Here is a 15686-nt window from a genome sequence, read left to right as displayed (position 1 = left end):
CGCCTGACACACCGCTTTCGCGAGCAAGCCCGCTCCCACATTGGTACTGCGGTGTTACGTCAGGCCCGGGCTGTTCGCCAGGCATCGATCAATTCAACGAACGTGCCCTGCACCTGACGAATCAGCGCCTCATCGTCGATTTCACCGGCCATCCACGCGCGGCTCGGCTCCTGGAAAATCGTCCGGCCGACTGCAAACCCACGGCAAGTCTGGCTCTGGCTGGCCTGTTGAAACCCTTCGGCCAGCGCCGCCGCCGGTGCATTCAGCCCCAGCAACACCACGCCTCGGCAGTACGGATCACGCTCCTGAATCAGTTCGTCGAGTTGTTTCCACTCCTCGGCGCTCTGCGCTTCGATCTTCCACCACGCCGGGTAAATGCCCAGGTTGTAGAGGCGTTTGAGCGCGCGATACAGCACGTCCGGATGGGTCGACGGATGATCCTTGGGCGGGATGATTTCCAGCAGCAGCTCATGACCGCTGACCTGGGATGCCTGGTACAAACCCTTGATCTGTGCTTCCTGTTCCAGTCGCAGCAGCGGCTCGTCGTCGGGGTGAAATTGCACCAGGCACTTGATGATTTGCTCTTGCGGCCAGGCAATCAGGTTGCTGCCGATGGAGCGCCCATGTTCGAAGGCCAATGGCCGCGAACCCTGCACTTCCACCGGACGCGCCACCCACCAGCCGCGACCGGTGGCGGCGTTCAGCGAGTCCTGGCCAAAACGTTGATCGGCCAGCAGCCCGACATCGGCCTCGATGCCTTGCTTGCGCAAATCGGCTTCGACCCGTTCCACAGCCTTGATAAACAGTTGCTTGAGTTCGCTGATGGCGTTTAGGTCGCGACCGCCCTTGTGCGCCAGCTCCACCAGTTGCCCGCGATGGTCGAAAGCAAAAATGAACAGCTGCTTCCACTGTTTGCGCGGCACGCTGACCTGATGCAGACGCTGCAACACCGCGTCCTGATCCGGCCGGGTAATCGGCACCGGGCTGTTAAACAGATAGTCGAGTTCGGCGCGGGTCGGCATGGCCGGGGCGCAGGCATGGCGCGACACCACCAGACCGCCGCAGGCATTGGCCAACTGGCAGCAGCGCTCGTCGCTCGCATCCTCCAGCCAACCGGCGAGGAAGCCCGACATGAACGCATCACCAGCCCCCAGCACATTCAACACTTCCACCCGAACGCCGGGGTAAATGGCGCCGTCCTCGAGACGTTCCGGGATCACCCCGTGAATCACCGTGCAGCCTTGCGGACCGAGCTTGACCACCAGGGTCGCCGCGCTCAGGCGCCGCACATTGTGCAGCGCGGTGAGCAAGTCCTCGGAACCGCCGGCAATCAGGAATTCTTCTTCCGTACCGACGATCAGATCGAAACGCGGGAGAATTTTCTGCACATGCTGGCTGACGTTTTGGTCGGCGACGAAGCGGGTTTCGCCGTCGGCCTTGCCAGCCAGGCCCCAGAGCACCGGGCGATAGTCGATGTCCAGCACCCGCTTGACGTTGTGCTTCTCGGCGTAATCCAGCGCCTGGATGCTCGCCTTGTAGACGCCGTCGGTGGAGAAATGGGTGCCGGTGATCAGCAAGGCTTTGCTGGAAGCGATGAAGGCTTCACTGATGTCTTCAGCCCGCAGCGCCATGTCGGCGCAATTTTCACGGTAGAAGACCAAGGGAAAGGTTTCGCGATCCTTGAGGCCCAGCAGGACCATGGCGGTCAGGCGCTCCGGATCGACCTTGATGCCGCTGACATCGCAACCTTCGCGGGTCAGGGATTCCACCAGGAAGCGGCCCATGTGGTCGTCCCCTACCCGGCTCAACATCGCCGATTTCAGGCCCAGCCGAGCCGTGCCGAAGGCGATGTTGGCGGACGACCCGCCGAGGTATTTGGCGAAGCTTGAAACATCTTCCAACCGCGCCCCGACTTGCTGCGCATAGAGGTCGACGCCTAGGCGCCCCAGGCAAATCAGATCCAATTGACGCCCACTGGCAAAACGAGTCTGGCCCATGCTGGCTCCTGTTATTTTTATCAGCCTGCGTTCGGGGCGATGGCCGCGCCGAACACTCTTGGTGGATGCAGACTAAAACGTCCGGGACCGAACAATCAATAATTATTCTAAATATTTTTTACGTGGAATATTTTTTCCAATAAACTTTGGCACAGGCGTTCCAGGGGCAGTGCATCGTTTCAGCACACCTCGTACTGACCGCAAGCTCAAGATTTTATTCCGGCCTACCCTGTAGACTGCGCACAGCCAACCTATTGTCAGGGGATGACGCCATCCGTCCTCCCTATAAGAACAAGCCAGAAGGATTCCTTATGACCCGCACCGATCAGCCGGCGACGACCGAGAGCACGCCCGACAGCGATCTCGCCAGCCCCCCGATCAACGCCGAGCGTCTGCTGCAGCTGATCACCAACGAATACGAAAGCCTGCCGCGCCAGCTCAAGCGCATCGCCAGTTACATGAGCCAGCAGAGCGACCGGATCATGGTTGACCGCATCAGCGACATCGCCCGCGAGTGCGAAGTGCACCCGTCGGCGATCGTGCGGTTTTCCCAGCGTTTCGGCTTCAGCGGCTTCAGCGAAATGCAGGCGCTGTTCCGCGAGGCCTATACCCACAAGACCACGCCGGTGCAGAACTACCAGCAGCGCATTCGCAGCATGATCGCCAACAAGTCGCAGAAGGCCAGCGGCGGCGACCTGGCGCGCGAGTGCATCGATGCGACCCTGTCGGGCATCGAACGGCTGGGACTGGAACTCGATGATCAGGCCTTCGACAAGGCCGTCGACCTGGTGGTGAATGCCGACAACATCTACGTGGTCGGGGTGCGGCGTTCGTTCGCGGTGGCCGACTACCTGGTCTACAACCTGCAGCACACCAACAAGCGTATCCACCTGGTCTCGGGGCTCGGCGGCAGCTACCGCGAGCAGATGCGCAGCGTGCGCGCCAATGACCTGGTGATCGCCATCAGCTTCACGCCCTACGGCAAGGAAACCCAGCACTGCCTGCGCATTGCCCAGCACCATCAGGCAAAAACCCTGATCATCACCGACAGCAACCTCTCACCTCTGGCAAAGCGCGCCAACACTGTGTTGCTGGTCAACGAGGGCAGTTCGTTTGCCTTCCGCTCATTGAGTGCGACGCTGTGCCTGTGCCAGGCGCTGTTTATCGCTGTGGCGTATCGGCTGGAATTGAAGGTCGATGAGATTCACGAGCAGGTCGGCTTCGAAGATTAGCGCCCACGCCGTTTGCAGCTCGCTGAAGCTAAACTAAGGTTGTCCATCCCGAAATGGACATCTGAAGGAGCGGTTCAATGAAGCTGATCGGCATGCTGGATTCGCCGTACGTGCGGCGCGTCGCCATCTCTGCCAAACACCTTGGCATCCCACTGGAACACCAGTCGGTTTCGGTGTTTCGGCATTTCGAGCAATTCCAGCAGATCAACCCGGTGGTCAAGGCGCCCACCCTGGTGCTCGACGACGGCGAGGTGTTGATCGACTCGACGTTGATCATTGACTACCTGGAAGCCTTGGCTGGTCCTGGCAAGAGCCTGATGCCCGGTGATCTCGCTCAACGCCTGCGCTCATTGCGCCTGATCGGCCTGGCGTTGGCGGCGTGCGAAAAGTCCGTGCAGCTTTACTACGAACGCAACCTGCGGCCGGCGAATATTCAATTTGAACCGTGGGTGGAGCGGGTCGAAGGACAATTGGCGGCCGCCTATTCGGCGCTGGAGCGCGAGCTGGAAATGCAGCCGCTGAAGACTGACGGGACGATTGCTCAAGACGGGATTACGTTGGCGGTGGCGTGGAGTTTCACCCATCTGGTGGTGCCGGATCAGGTGGATGTGAATCGGTTTCCACAGATCAGTGCGTTTACGGCGTATGCCGAAGGGCTTGAGGATTTTCTCAGTACACCGATCGAGTAGATAGATTGAGGGCGCCTAATCTGGCCCCTTCGCGAGCAAGTCGAATCGTCGCACCGCCGCTCCCACAGGAGAACGCGGTCAACTGTGGGAGCGGGCTTGCTCGCGAAGAGGCAGTCACATTCAACATCAAGGTGGCCGCCAGCCGGCTCACACAAAAACGCCGCTTCCACCAAAGGCAGAAGCGGCAGAGGCTAGTGCCCCAGCGTAAGTCAGTGCATGAACAGGGCGATCAGGATGATGATCGGGATCGGTACGCCGAGAAAGAACAGCAGTAATGAGCGCATGGTAGTTCTCCTGGGTTAGCGGACAGGCTGTGAAGTGGTGGTCACGTAAGCGTCGGATTCCAGATACACCACGGCATCCCGACGACGGCCGCCAAAGGTTGCCGCGAGGCTGGCGAAAAACGCACCGATCAGCAGCGCGATGAACATCCACAGCGAAGTCCAGGCAGCAACTTTGGCGGCGGTGTCGGCGGCTTGTTGGGCGGCGAGTTTGGCGTCGGCCACGGCTTTTTGCGTGCGGGCATACACTTCATCAACGCGACGTTCCGCGTCCGCTTGAGTGAGGTTGGTCCGTTGGGCGACCAGTTGCGCCAGGTAGGTGCGATCTTCGGCAGCCAGTTGACCGTTGTTGCTCAGGCTGCGCACGAAGATGCGCGTGACGGTGCCATGAACGGCGTCATCACTGACCGCCACCGGACGGTCATCGCGGAACAGGCTGTCGACGAAGTAACCGTACGGGCCACTGTCAGTGTTGCCGGCAGCCGCACCGGCAGCTTGAGTCGCGGCACTCGCGGCGCCGCCAACCACGCTCGCCCCGGCCTGCACGCCACCGCTGACAATGCTGCTGACCGAGCCGACCACCAGCGTCGCCGTCACCAGCGTCGCCACGCACCAGGCCAGAAAGCCATGGGCGGTGTCACGGAAATAAACCTCATCACCGTGCATGTACGCCCACTTCACCCGCAGACGACCGGCGATGTAACCGCCAAGCCCGGACGCCACGATTTGCGTAGCGGCCAGCCAGACAATCGTTGAAATGCCCAGGCCCTTGGCGCTCACCCCTTCATTGGCCCACGGCGATACCGCCGAAAAACCCAGGCCAAAGCCGAGCAGCACGAGAATCAACGACAACGCCGCCGCTGCAGCGGCCCCCGCGAAGATCGCGCCCCAGGACACGCCAGAGAGCGTGCTCGTTTCTTCCGCGACAGGATAGAAACCATCAGAGGATCTATTCATTGTTTTATCGCTCCAGGCAGGAAAGATGGTGTTACAACTCTTCAACGGAGGAAGTGCAGTCACCGTGCCAGTCGCCGACTTTAAATAAATCGCGATTTTTCAATAAGTTATAAAGTTTGAACTTCCAATGGCCTTGCAATTTGCAAGAAACCGTCTGTAGCGGCGGGTTTTATGCATTGACCGGGATCGGTGTTTTCGATGGAAAAATCAAAAGATCGCATGAAGTTTTATTTAGAAAGCCTGCCATCATTTCTTGGCAAAATGCCGCTCAACATTGAGTACTCTTAATCAGGCCCGCCCTATGACCCGCATCTTGACCATCGAAGACGACGCCGTGACTGCCCGGGAAATCGTCGCCGAACTGAGCAGCCACGGCCTCGACGTGGATTGGGTCGACAACGGCCGCGAAGGCCTTGCACGCGCGGTCAGCGGCAATTACGACTTGATCACCCTCGACCGCATGCTGCCCGAGCTCGATGGCCTGGCGATTGTCACCACGTTGCGGACCATGGGCGTGGCCACGCCGATTCTGATGATCAGCGCCCTCTCCGACGTCGATGAGCGTGTGCGCGGCTTGCGCGCGGGCGGTGACGATTACCTGACCAAACCGTTCGCCACCGATGAAATGGCCGCCCGGGTCGAAGTCCTGCTGCGCCGGCAGAACACCGTGACCGCCCAGGCCACCACGTTGCGGGTGGCGGATCTGGAGCTGAACCTGATCAGCCATGAAGCCAGCCGCGACGGTCAGCTGTTGACACTGTTGCCCACCGAGTACAAGTTGCTGGAATTCCTGATGCGCAACACCGGGCAGATTCTGTCGCGGATGATGATTTTCGAAGAGGTCTGGGGCTACCACTTCGACCCCGGCACCAACCTGATCGACGTGCACATCGGTAGACTGCGCAAGAAGATCGACCCACCCGGCAATCTCCCATTGATCCGGACCGTGCGAGGCTCGGGTTATGTCATTGCCGAACCCGTCTAAAGGCTGGCGTTCCTCCAGCAGCCGACTGCTGGCGCTCTACAGTTCGCTGTTCGTGCTCTGGAGCGGCATTCTCATGGGGGTCATGTACTACGAGGTGTCCGATTACCTGGACAACCTGGCCAAACACTCGCTGATGCAGCGCCAGCATTTGTTTTCGCGCTTTCAAGGCGAACAACTGATGGACGCCCTCGCCGTCAGCATGACCTTCGACATTCGCGGTATCGACGCCTATGGCCTGTTCGATGGTCAGCATCGCTACCTCAATGGCGCCCTGCAGCACATTCCCGAAGGCCTGCCGCTGGACGGCAAGATTCACATGCTCAGCGACTGCGCCGACTCCGACGACCCGACCCTGCCCGCTGACAGCTGCGACGCCGTGGCGACCCAGACCCGGGATGGACGCTGGCTGGTGCTGGTGCGCGACAACGGTTCGTTATTCGCCGTGACCCGGATCATCCTCCACGCGTTGTTCTGGGGCGTAACCCTGACGATCCTGCCGGGCATCGTCGGCTGGCACTTGTTGCGCCGCCGCCCCTTGCGGCGCATTCGCGGGATTCAGGCCAGCGCCGAGGCCATCGTCGCCGGCGACCTGACCCGCCGCTTGCCATTGTCCAATCGCCGCGATGAGCTGGACATGCTCGCCGCCATCGTCAACGCCATGCTCGAACGTATTGAACGCTTGATGAACGAGGTCAAGGGCGTCTGCGACAACATTGCCCACGACCTGCGCACGCCGCTGACGCGCCTGCGGGCGCAGCTGTACCGGATTCAGCAACAGGCTGATGAAGGTTCGACGCTGGCGGTGCAACTGGACTCAGTGCTCGGTGAAGCGGACACCTTGATGGCGCGCTTTCGAGGGTTGCTGCGGATTTCCGAGCTGGAAGATCGTCAGCGGCGTTCGGGTTTTGTGCAGCTGGATCCGGTGCCGTTGTTGCAAGAGCTGCACGACTTTTATCTGCCGCTGGCGGAAGAAGGCGAACTGGTTTTCAAGCTGCAACTGCCTGACGTCTTGCCGCCACTGAATGGCGACCGCGCGTTGCTATTCGAAGCGGTGGCGAACCTGCTGAGCAACTCGATCAAGTTCACGCCGCCGGGTGGCGAGGTGATTTTGCGGGGGGTCAATGAGGGTGGACGTACGCGGATCGAAGTGCTCGATTCGGGTCCAGGCATTCCGATGGCCGAACGAGAGGCGGTGTTCCAGCGTTTCTATCGTGCTGACGGCGGCAACCAGAAAAGCGGGTTCGGGTTGGGGCTGTCGATCGTTGCGGCGATTGTCAGCTTGCATGGGTTTGCGCTTGAGGTGGGTACTAGTGAACTTGGAGGGGCGCGGTTGGTGCTGGATTGCCAGCAAAGCTTGATCCCCCAGACCTGACGCTAACTCAAGAACAAAGTAGATCCTTGTGGGAGCGAGCTTGGTCCGGGCGGCGTTCCGACGATGGCGGAGTGTCATCCAACATCAATGTTGAATGTCAGGCCCTCATCGCGAGCAAGCTCGCTCCCACAGGGGATTGGTGGTGGTTTCAGTAGCCCACCACCCCTTCTTCATGCATCTGCTGCAGTAATGCCAAGCCGCTCTCCATAAACTCCGGCGACCCAGCCATCCCCGCCTCCACCGCCAATCCTTCCAGCTGCTCACGCCCATCCAGTTGAGGAAATTCCTCAATCCGCTGCAACAACCGCCACGCCAACGGGCTCAGGGCAGAAAACTTCACACTCCAGTCCTCAGCCCGACGCACCAGCAACAATGTCGGCTGAGCCGGCGCTGCCTCCGGTTGATAATCCGGTCCCACCCACTGCACCGGCCAGGCATACGCCAACGGCCAGGCCAGTGGCGAAACCTGCAACGGTCGGTCCAGCAACAACCCGGCATCGCTCAGCGGCAACGGCTCCGCCTCGGACTGCTGCAACGCCATCTCGATCCACTCGTAATGCGCCAGTTCCACCATGAACGGCGGCCACGCCCCTTCGGCCAACGCTTGCGGTTCCGAGGCCAGGAACTCGACAAACTCCTTGGCGATCTCGCCAAATTTCGGCGTGTGCGCGCGGTAGTCGCGCAGGAAAATCCGTACCAGTGAACGCCAGTGTTCATCACCGAGAATCTTGATCAGCACCGGAAAAGTCCCGCTGAGCAACGACGACAGGTTCGCGAAAATCAGGTCGCGGTAAACCTGCGCCCGCGTCACGTCCATCCCGGCCGGTGGCGCGCAATGATCGGGATCGCGCAGGTAAAGGCCCAGGGTGTTTTGCTGCTGAAACAGGCTCGGCTTATCCACGGTTCACCCCCTCGGCTTGCAGGCGGCGAATGGTCTGCAACTCGGCCAGCAGTTCGGAAAATGCCGGAAAGTTGAAATCCCGTTCCAGCAGCGTCGGTTGCGCGCCGAATCGAGCGTAAGCCTCAGCCAGCAACGACCAGACCACCGGTTTGACCGAGGCGCCGTGGGTGTCGATTTTCAAGGTGTCGGACTCATCGAAATGCCCGGCCACGTGCATGGCCACCACCCGGCCCGAATCGATGCCCGCCAGAAAGGTCTGCGGATCGAAACCATGATTGATCGAGTTGACGTAGACGTTGTTGACGTCCAGCAGCAGGTCGCAATCGGCTTCGCGCAGCACCGCGTTGGTGAAGGTCACCTCGTCCATATCCTGTTGTGGCGCGGCGTAGTAGGAAACGTTTTCCACCGCCAGACGCCGACCAAGAATGTCTTGGGCCTGACGAATTCGGGCGGCGACGTGATACACCGCTTCTTCGGTAAAGGGCAACGGCAGCAGGTCGTAAAGGTGACCGTCATCGCTGCAGTAGCTTAAGTGCTCGCTGTACAGCGGCACGTTGTAGTGATCGAGGAAAACCCGGACTTCCTGCAGAAACCCGACATCCAGCGGAGCCGGGCCGCCCAAAGACAGGGACAAGCCATGACAGGACAACGGATAACGCTCGGCCAGGGCACGCAACGCATGGCCATGAGCACCACCGATACCGATCCAGTTCTCCGGTGCGACTTCCAGAAAATCGAAATCGCCCATGCGGGCTGCCTGAAGGTCCTTCATTAAACCGCGACGCAAACCGAGCCCGACGGTCGCCTTCGCTGAGAGGGTGGGAGTTTGCATGGTGTCGATCTCAATGATTGTCAGAACTGAATCACAGGGGTCCGTACACACTGTGGTACAGACCCGCCGTTGCGCGTTAAGCCAGGTCGTACTTCTCGCGCACCAGATGGCCAATGCCGATGCGATCCAGCACGGTCATCGGGCACAGGAACGTCACGCGCACGGTGCCCGGCAAGCGGCTGATGTCGATCGAACCGGTGATGGTCGCGCGGTTGAGCACTTCGTCGTACGGCAGACCAGTGACCGAGGCGGCGCGTTTCAAGCCGTTCTCTACCGCGACGTTGAGGTTCTCGCCGCTGCCGATAAAGGTGATCGGCCCGCTCTGCTCAATGTCGTGCTGACCCCAGCGCTCGCCCAGCTCGCGGACTTTCTGCCGCTGCTGGGCATTCATCGGCCGGGCCATGGGCGGCAAGTCGTCAAGGTTTTGCAGCAGGATCGGCCCTTCCAGCGTCAGGTGCTTCACCACTTCCACCACCACTTCGGTTTCCCCGGAGCAATCGGTGGCATGCCCGGCGATCTCGCCGTTGCCCTGCTGGGCGTGCATGTCGCCCATGTACACGCCGGCGCCTGGCACCTTGACCGGGCAGATCAACACGCAGCCCTCGCGGATAGAGTTGGTGTCCATGTGGCCGTCAGTCTTGGCCGCGTGCAGTTCTTCGCGGGTCATGCCAAAGCGGTGCGGCGCGCCGATCAGGTATTGGCCGAAATCGGCGCAGTTGTGGGAGTCGGGCAAATCACGGGACGGCGTGGTGCCGATGTTGCCGAGGAACGGCCGCATGTGCGCTGCGACGCCGGGGATGTCGGCGCGCGCCAGGGACAGGATCGAATGTTGCGCGGCGAATTCCGGCAGCGCCGACATCTCGGCTGCGTTACCGGCCAGTTGATTGGCAACGTCCTGATTGACGGTCAGGCTGACCTGATTCTGCGCATCGAACACGATCACGTAGCCGTGGCTGAAGCGAAACGCGCTGACCTCGGCGCCACAGGTGTTACAGCGAATCGCGTCCTCGCCGATGCCTTCGACATGGCTGGCCGGGTGTTCGGTGCCGCACTTGGCGCAGAATTTGGAAACGAACGGATCGCCGTGGTAGCGACCTTCAACGAAGCTCATCACCCCGGACGAAGTGGCCAGCGAGGTGACGCGCATGCTTTTGATCTTGATCGCCACCGCATCGCCGATTTCCGCACCGGCAATGGCCACCGGTTGCGTCACTTCGTGGCCTCCCTCGAAGGCCGGCGTGATCATCGGCCCCCAACAGCCCGGCGGCGTGCCGGTGATCAGGGTGCCGCCGTCGGCCAGTGGCCCGAGCATCGGCTGGCTTGGGCCGATGATGCCGCTGGTGTAATGGTCGACGCGCAGGCGATTGACGGGGGTGGGTTTCAGGTCGGTTTCAGGCAGGAGCGTGGTCATTGTTGTCCCCTTCACGGAGTATAGGGTGCCAAATGGCCTACGCAGTTCATCGCAGGTTTGTATCTCGCCTGTGTTCGGCAGTAGCCCTGAGTTAGTGGGCTCTGTATCGGGAGACCGGTTAGATACAGTGGAATACACAAATCCCTTGTGGGAGCGAGCCTGCTCGCGATAGCGGTTTTTCAGTCGACAAGGATGTTGCCTGGCCCACCGCCATCGCGAGCAGGCTCGCTCCCACAGGGGTTGGTGCCGAACAGGAGTTCGAGGTGAGTCAGGGAAAATGTGGCGGACAAGGAACTTTCGTCGCTCAAGGCAGCGATGCACGCCCCCCGGACTAAACTTAGTGCACGCAGGGCGTGCTTATCGTCCTGTTCATTCCCACGACCACCGTCCAGAGGTGAACGCCTCGAAAAACAAGGCCTCCGGACTGTGATCCTGCTGAAGGAGCACACGTGATGGACGAGGCCAGACTCAATGATTTCATGGGCAAACTGGTGAACGACATGGGCGGCGCGGCGATGCTCGCCAACGTAATCCTCGGCGAAGAGCTCGGGCTGTACCGGGCCATGGCCGACAGTCAGCCAGTCACCCCTGAAGCCCTCGCTGACAAAACCGGCTGCAACCCCCGCCTGATACGCGAATGGCTCAGCGCCCACGCCGCTTCCGGTTACATGGAACACCGCGACGGCCAGTTCCGGCTGCCCGAAGAGCAGGCCATGGCATTGGCGATCGAAGACTCACCGGTCTATATCGCGGGTGGCATCGGGGTGGTCGCATCGTTTTTCCATGACAAGGACAAACTGGTCAACGCCATGCGCGGCGACGGAGCCCTCGCCTGGGGCGATCACCACCCGTGCATGTTCAGTGGCACGGAGCGGTTCTTCCGGCCAGGTTACAAAGCGCATCTGGTCGCCGAATGGCTACCGGCGCTCGAAGGCGTGGTCGCCAAACTGGAGGCTGGCGCCAAGGTGGCGGATATCGGCTGCGGCCACGGCGCATCCACCGTGATCATGGCCCAGTCGTTTCCGGATTCGCGGTTCGTCGGTTTCGACTACCACGCGCCCTCCGTCACCGTCGCCACCCAGCGCGCCGAAGAAGGTGGCGTGGCCGGGCGTGCGCGGTTCTTCCAGGGCACGGCAAAAAGCTTCCCCGGCGATGACTATGATCTGGTCTGCTACTTCGACTGCCTGCACGACATGGGCGACCCGGTGGGCGCGGCGCGGCACGCTTATGACGCACTTAAACCGGACGGCACGGTGCTGCTGGTAGAACCGTTCGCCAATGACTCGCTCGACGACAACGTCAACCCGGTTGGCCGCTTGTTCTACGCCGCCTCGACCTTCATCTGCACCCCGAACTCGCTGTCCCAGGAAGTCGGCCTCGGGCTCGGTGCCCAGGCTGGCGAGGCGCGGCTGCGCAAGGTCTTCACCGAGGCGGGGTTCAAGACGTTCCGGCGGGCCACGGAAACACCGTTCAACCTGATTCTGGAGGCGCGTAAGTAAATATTGCTGACCGCTGACGGGTGACTGCTTACTGTAGGAGCTGCCGCAGGCTGCGATCTTTTGATCTTCAGCGATTTGAGTATCGTCAAATCAAGATCAAAAGATCGCAGCCTGCGGCAGCTCCTACCGGTCCACCGGAGTGTTGAACATGCTCGACAGCCTCATCCACGAACAACTCGACCGCCTTCAGCAGCTAATGACGTACCAGCCGTTTGTGGTCCTGACCGGCGCCGGCATCAGCACTCCATCGGGCATTCCGGACTACCGCGACAACCAGGGCGTGCGGCGTGGCCGGCAACCGATGATGTATCAGGAGTTTCTCTCCGCCCCCGAATCCCGGCGGCGCTATTGGGCGCGGGCGATGCTCGGTTGGCCGCGGGTGCGCCAGGCCCAGCCGAATGTGGCCCATGAGGCCTTGGCCAGTTTGCAGAGTTCGCAGCAGATCAGCGGGCTGATCACTCAAAACGTCGACACCCTGCACGACCAGGCCGGCAGCCATGACGTCATCGAACTTCACGGCAGCCTGCACCGGGTGTTGTGCCTGGACTGCGGCAAGCGCAGCGAACGGGATTCGATCCAGCAATTGATGGAAGCACAGAACCCGTATCTGGCCGGCGTGGATGCGGTGCAAGCCCCGGATGGCGACACGCTGCTGGATGCGGCGTTTGAGGCGCGGTTTCAGGTGCCGCATTGCCCGCATTGCGCAGGTGAACGGATGAAGCCGGATGTGGTGTTTTTTGGCGAGAACGTGGCGCAGGTGACGGCGGCCAAAGCAATGGCGGCGGTCGAAAAGGCGGCGGGGTTGTTGGTGGTGGGGTCTTCGTTGATGGCGTATTCGGCGTTTCGGTTATGCCGGGCGGTGGCGGATCAGGGGAAGCCGTTGATTGCGATTAATTTGGGGAAGACTCGGGCGGATGATTTGCTGGATTTGAAGATTGAGGGGTCTTGTGAGCGGCTTTTGCCTCTTTTGACGCAACGCCTGATTCGTTGATGCCTATGGGTAAGTGTTCGACTTTAGATCCACCCCTCACTGTAGAGACCGGTACATCCTTTACACATTTGACCGGGTACATCGTTTACACATTTAACAGGCTTGATACGCGTTTGGCACCGCGTTCAAGCCTGCCTAAAGGGAAAGAGCAAAGGTACAACTCCCACACGCCATCAGCCACCTCCTTCAGCGCGACGTGCTCGTCGATCAGCGCCTCGCCCAGAAAGATCAGGGCCCCTTGCCACTTGATCTCACCATTCTTGCGCACCCGCCGTACTTCGACGTCGGCTCCGTATTCGATCGCCGGCAAATAGCCTGGATAAGGTCTGAGTGACGGGCGATAGATACCCGCTGGCGTCTTCATCTCCAGCGCCGTATGAGGCCGTGCGTGATTGAAATCCTGTACGAAGTCCTCAAAGGCAAGCTGCTGACGCAGCAGATTTTCCGCCGGCGGCCTGAGAACGGCAGCCTTTAGCGTGCGGTGCATGCGTTCATGCCGACCGTTCTGATCCGGGCGTCCCGGCTTGATTGTTTCGGGGTGGACACCATGCCTGATGAACCAGACGGACAGCTTGGAGAGGCGGGCCAAGCCTGTCGATGCAAACGGAGCGCCGTTATCGGTGCGGATCACATCAGGCATGCCGAACTCCCGGAACGCCCACTCGAAGCCCTGACGCGTAGGTTCACCGTGGGTGCTGGGAAGCGCCCGGCACGCCAGAAGATAGCGACTGGCATGGTCGGTGATGGTCAGCGGATAGCACCAGCGGCCGTCCTGGGTTTTGAATTGTCCTTTGTAATCGGCGCACCAGGTTTGATTGGGCTCGTCGGCCTGACGCAGATGCACCGGCCCATGCGGACGGGGTGGGTGCAGCCGTCGAGGAATCACCAGACCGGCCTTTTTCAGCCACTCTCCAGCGGTGCTGGCGGCCGGCCAAGCGATCTGCGGCTGCGCATTGCGCAGACGCTGGATCAGTTGCTTCGGCCCGCGATCCGGGTGCTCGCTTTTCTTCGCAAGCAACGTGGCAATGATTTCATCGGGGGTTTGGTGCGGACAGCTCAGCGGTTTTCGCGAGCGCTCTTTCAAGCCATCTACGCCGCAGCTTGCATACCGATCAAGCCACTTATCGACCGTCGGACGGCTAATGCCATATCGCCGACTCAGTTGGCTCTTGCTGTAACTGCCGCTAAGCCAGTCATGGATTAATTTCACTCGCTGATCCATCGGGGACTCTCGATTCCAGGGCATGGTCAGTACCTCCTGACCATGATTGATACCTGTAAACCATGTCCCCGGTCTCAAACGTAAAGGATGTCCCCGGTTTTTACCCACCCCAGCCCTCTCCCCAAAGGGGAGAGGGGAAAGGGAGCAGATCTTCAAGCCTTTCAAACCTGAGTTCGACTTTCGGTCGCAGGTCGCAGGACATCTCCCATGCAACTCAGTCAGTCCCCTCGCCCCTCTGGGGAGAGGGTTAGGGTGAGGGGTGGCTCTCTCAGAATGTCGAACAACGCCTGAGCCGCCGCCGACAATTCAACCCCAGGCTTCGTCAGCACCCCAATCGCCCGCTCCACCACCGGATCGCGCAAGGTAATGCACCGCGCCCCCAGTTCCAGCATCTGCCCGACACACAACGCCGGCACCGCGCTCACCCCCAACCCGCTGGCCACCATCCGCCCGACCGTCGCCAACTGATGGCTTTCAAACTCCACCGGCAATTTCATCCCACGCGCCTGCAAGTGCTCTTCGAGCATCACCCGAACCGTCGACGGACGCTGCAAGGTGATGAACGGTTCCTTGAGCAAGGTCTGCCAATCGATGTCTTCCCGTTCGGCAAAAGGAGAATCTTTCGGCACCACGGCCACGAAACGATCCATGTACAACGGCGTGAATTCCAGCGACGAACTCTGATTCGGTTCAAACGCCACCCCCAGCTCAACCTGTCGGTCACGCACCATCTCCAGCACCTGCTCGTTGATCACGTCATTCACCGTGACGTTGACCTTGGGATAGCGCGCGCGGAAGGTTTTCAGGATCGGCGGCAGCAGGTTGCCGGCAAATGAGGGCATCGCCGCCAAGGTCACGCGACCGCGCTGGAGGGTGAAGCGTTGCCGCAGCTCATCCTCGGCATTGTCCCAGTCGGCGATCAGGCGACGCGCCAGTGGCACCAGCGATTCTCCCTCCGCGGTCAGCGCGACATTGCGCGTGTTGCGGGTGAACAGACGTCCGCCCAGCCCCTCCTCCAGCGCCTTGATGGTCAGGCTCAAGGCCGATTGCGACAGGTGCAACCGCTCGCAGGCCACGGCAAAACTCAAACTCTGGGCCACGGCCAGGAATGCGCGGATCTGCTTGACTGTCATGTGCGAGTTGCTCCAGTAATTAGGAGCACGGCTTGCCCGCGATGGCTTCCTTGAAATCGCCATCGCGAGCAGGCTCACTCCCACAGGATTGATTGGTGAGTTTTATCTATCAATCAACCTTAAAAATCAACTTAACAAATGAATACTGCGGCGAGACACTCCATCCCCATACGGCTAGCCAGCC

General features: G+C 60.6%; 13 protein-coding genes. 6 read left to right on the top strand and 7 right to left on the bottom strand.

The features are described 5' to 3' along the window. Window positions 1-59: 59 nt before the first annotated feature. A complete protein-coding gene (locus ACYZTZ_RS08935) occupies window positions 60-1997 on the bottom strand; it encodes a bifunctional 5-dehydro-2-deoxygluconokinase/5-dehydro-2-deoxyphosphogluconate aldolase (RefSeq protein WP_461997892.1) in 1938 nt (645 codons plus the stop codon). Window positions 1998-2308: 311 nt separating this feature from the next. On the opposite strand from ACYZTZ_RS08935, the gene ACYZTZ_RS08930 reads away from it, so the two are divergent. Further along, a complete protein-coding gene (locus ACYZTZ_RS08930) occupies window positions 2309-3229 on the top strand; it encodes a MurR/RpiR family transcriptional regulator (protein ID WP_046049576.1) in 921 nt (306 codons plus the stop codon). A gap of 77 nt (window positions 3230-3306) precedes the next feature. After that, window positions 3307-3918, top strand: a complete 612-nt coding sequence (locus tag ACYZTZ_RS08925; protein ID WP_461997891.1) for a glutathione S-transferase — start codon at window positions 3307-3309, stop codon at window positions 3916-3918. Window positions 3919-4217: 299 nt separating this feature from the next. On the opposite strand, the gene ACYZTZ_RS08920 is transcribed toward ACYZTZ_RS08925, so the two are convergent. Then, window positions 4218-5156 (bottom strand): hypothetical protein, encoded by a 939-nt coding sequence (locus ACYZTZ_RS08920; protein WP_461997890.1) that lies wholly within the window; start codon window positions 5154-5156, stop codon window positions 4218-4220. A gap of 301 nt (window positions 5157-5457) precedes the next feature. Here ACYZTZ_RS08920 and ACYZTZ_RS08915 point away from each other — a divergent pair, with 301 nt between their 5' ends. Together ACYZTZ_RS08915 and ACYZTZ_RS08910 are read left to right on the top strand one after the other, a co-directional pair. After that, window positions 5458-6141, top strand: coding sequence for a response regulator transcription factor (locus tag ACYZTZ_RS08915; protein WP_008153872.1), 684 nt, complete (start codon window positions 5458-5460; stop codon window positions 6139-6141). Then, the gene (locus tag ACYZTZ_RS08910; RefSeq protein WP_461997889.1) at window positions 6119-7513 is read left to right on the top strand and encodes a sensor histidine kinase; all 1395 of its coding nucleotides are present in this window, start codon (window positions 6119-6121) and stop codon (window positions 7511-7513) included. The genes ACYZTZ_RS08915 and ACYZTZ_RS08910 overlap by 23 nt, the downstream gene beginning before the upstream one ends. Window positions 7514-7661: 148 nt before the next feature. Here the strand turns inward: ACYZTZ_RS08910 and ACYZTZ_RS08905 are convergent, their stop codons facing one another. The 3 genes from ACYZTZ_RS08905 to ACYZTZ_RS08895 all read right to left on the bottom strand — a co-directional run bounded on the left by ACYZTZ_RS08905 (window position 7662) and on the right by ACYZTZ_RS08895 (window position 10657). Beyond that, window positions 7662-8414, bottom strand: coding sequence for an HvfC family RiPP maturation protein (locus ACYZTZ_RS08905; protein ID WP_461997888.1), 753 nt, complete (start codon window positions 8412-8414; stop codon window positions 7662-7664). After that, window positions 8407-9246, bottom strand: a complete 840-nt coding sequence (locus tag ACYZTZ_RS08900; RefSeq protein WP_461997887.1) for an HvfB family MNIO-type RiPP peptide maturase — start codon at window positions 9244-9246, stop codon at window positions 8407-8409. Before ACYZTZ_RS08900 ends, ACYZTZ_RS08905 begins: the two co-directional genes overlap by 8 nt. Window positions 9247-9322: 76 nt before the next feature. Next, window positions 9323-10657 (bottom strand): acetamidase/formamidase family protein, encoded by a 1335-nt coding sequence (locus ACYZTZ_RS08895; protein ID WP_461997886.1) that lies wholly within the window; start codon window positions 10655-10657, stop codon window positions 9323-9325. Window positions 10658-11109: 452 nt separating this feature from the next. On the opposite strand from ACYZTZ_RS08895, the gene ACYZTZ_RS08890 reads away from it, so the two are divergent. Together ACYZTZ_RS08890 and ACYZTZ_RS08885 are read left to right on the top strand one after the other, a co-directional pair. Continuing rightward, window positions 11110-12156, top strand: a complete 1047-nt coding sequence (locus ACYZTZ_RS08890; protein WP_461997885.1) for a class I SAM-dependent methyltransferase — start codon at window positions 11110-11112, stop codon at window positions 12154-12156. A 148-nt stretch (window positions 12157-12304) separates the two neighbouring features. Then, window positions 12305-13147, top strand: coding sequence for an NAD-dependent protein deacetylase (locus ACYZTZ_RS08885; protein WP_461997884.1), 843 nt, complete (start codon window positions 12305-12307; stop codon window positions 13145-13147). A gap of 85 nt (window positions 13148-13232) precedes the next feature. Here the strand turns inward: ACYZTZ_RS08885 and ACYZTZ_RS08880 are convergent, their stop codons facing one another. Together ACYZTZ_RS08880 and ACYZTZ_RS08875 are read right to left on the bottom strand one after the other, a co-directional pair. Continuing rightward, window positions 13233-14393 carry an integrase core domain-containing protein gene (locus ACYZTZ_RS08880; protein WP_461997883.1) on the bottom strand — a complete coding sequence of 387 codons (1161 nt, stop codon included), beginning with the start codon at window positions 14391-14393 and terminating at the stop codon, window positions 13233-13235. Between the two features lie 194 nt (window positions 14394-14587). Then, window positions 14588-15502, bottom strand: a complete 915-nt coding sequence (locus ACYZTZ_RS08875) for a LysR substrate-binding domain-containing protein (protein ID WP_461997882.1) — start codon at window positions 15500-15502, stop codon at window positions 14588-14590. Between the last annotated feature and the right edge of the window lie 184 nt (window positions 15503-15686).

This window comes from Pseudomonas sp. LB3P58 (assembly GCF_054897895.1).
Note: the sequence above shows the minus strand (reverse complement) of the source record. Positions and strands in the feature narration are given on the sequence as shown.

Coding starts and splice junctions, on each gene's coding strand:
- ACYZTZ_RS08935 (WP_461997892.1), bottom strand. CDS start 1,997: ATGGGCCAGACTCGTTTTGCCAGTGGGCGTCAATTGGATCTGATTTGC.
- ACYZTZ_RS08930 (WP_046049576.1), top strand. CDS start 2,309: ATGACCCGCACCGATCAGCCGGCGACGACCGAGAGCACGCCCGACAGC.
- ACYZTZ_RS08925 (WP_461997891.1), top strand. CDS start 3,307: ATGAAGCTGATCGGCATGCTGGATTCGCCGTACGTGCGGCGCGTCGCC.
- ACYZTZ_RS08920 (WP_461997890.1), bottom strand. CDS start 5,156: ATGAATAGATCCTCTGATGGTTTCTATCCTGTCGCGGAAGAAACGAGC.
- ACYZTZ_RS08915 (WP_008153872.1), top strand. CDS start 5,458: ATGACCCGCATCTTGACCATCGAAGACGACGCCGTGACTGCCCGGGAA.
- ACYZTZ_RS08910 (WP_461997889.1), top strand. CDS start 6,119: ATGTCATTGCCGAACCCGTCTAAAGGCTGGCGTTCCTCCAGCAGCCGA.
- ACYZTZ_RS08900 (WP_461997887.1), bottom strand. CDS start 9,246: ATGCAAACTCCCACCCTCTCAGCGAAGGCGACCGTCGGGCTCGGTTTG.
- ACYZTZ_RS08895 (WP_461997886.1), bottom strand. CDS start 10,657: ATGACCACGCTCCTGCCTGAAACCGACCTGAAACCCACCCCCGTCAAT.
- ACYZTZ_RS08890 (WP_461997885.1), top strand. CDS start 11,110: ATGGACGAGGCCAGACTCAATGATTTCATGGGCAAACTGGTGAACGAC.
- ACYZTZ_RS08885 (WP_461997884.1), top strand. CDS start 12,305: ATGCTCGACAGCCTCATCCACGAACAACTCGACCGCCTTCAGCAGCTA.
- ACYZTZ_RS08880 (WP_461997883.1), bottom strand. CDS start 14,393: ATGCCCTGGAATCGAGAGTCCCCGATGGATCAGCGAGTGAAATTAATC.
- ACYZTZ_RS08875 (WP_461997882.1), bottom strand. CDS start 15,502: ATGACAGTCAAGCAGATCCGCGCATTCCTGGCCGTGGCCCAGAGTTTG.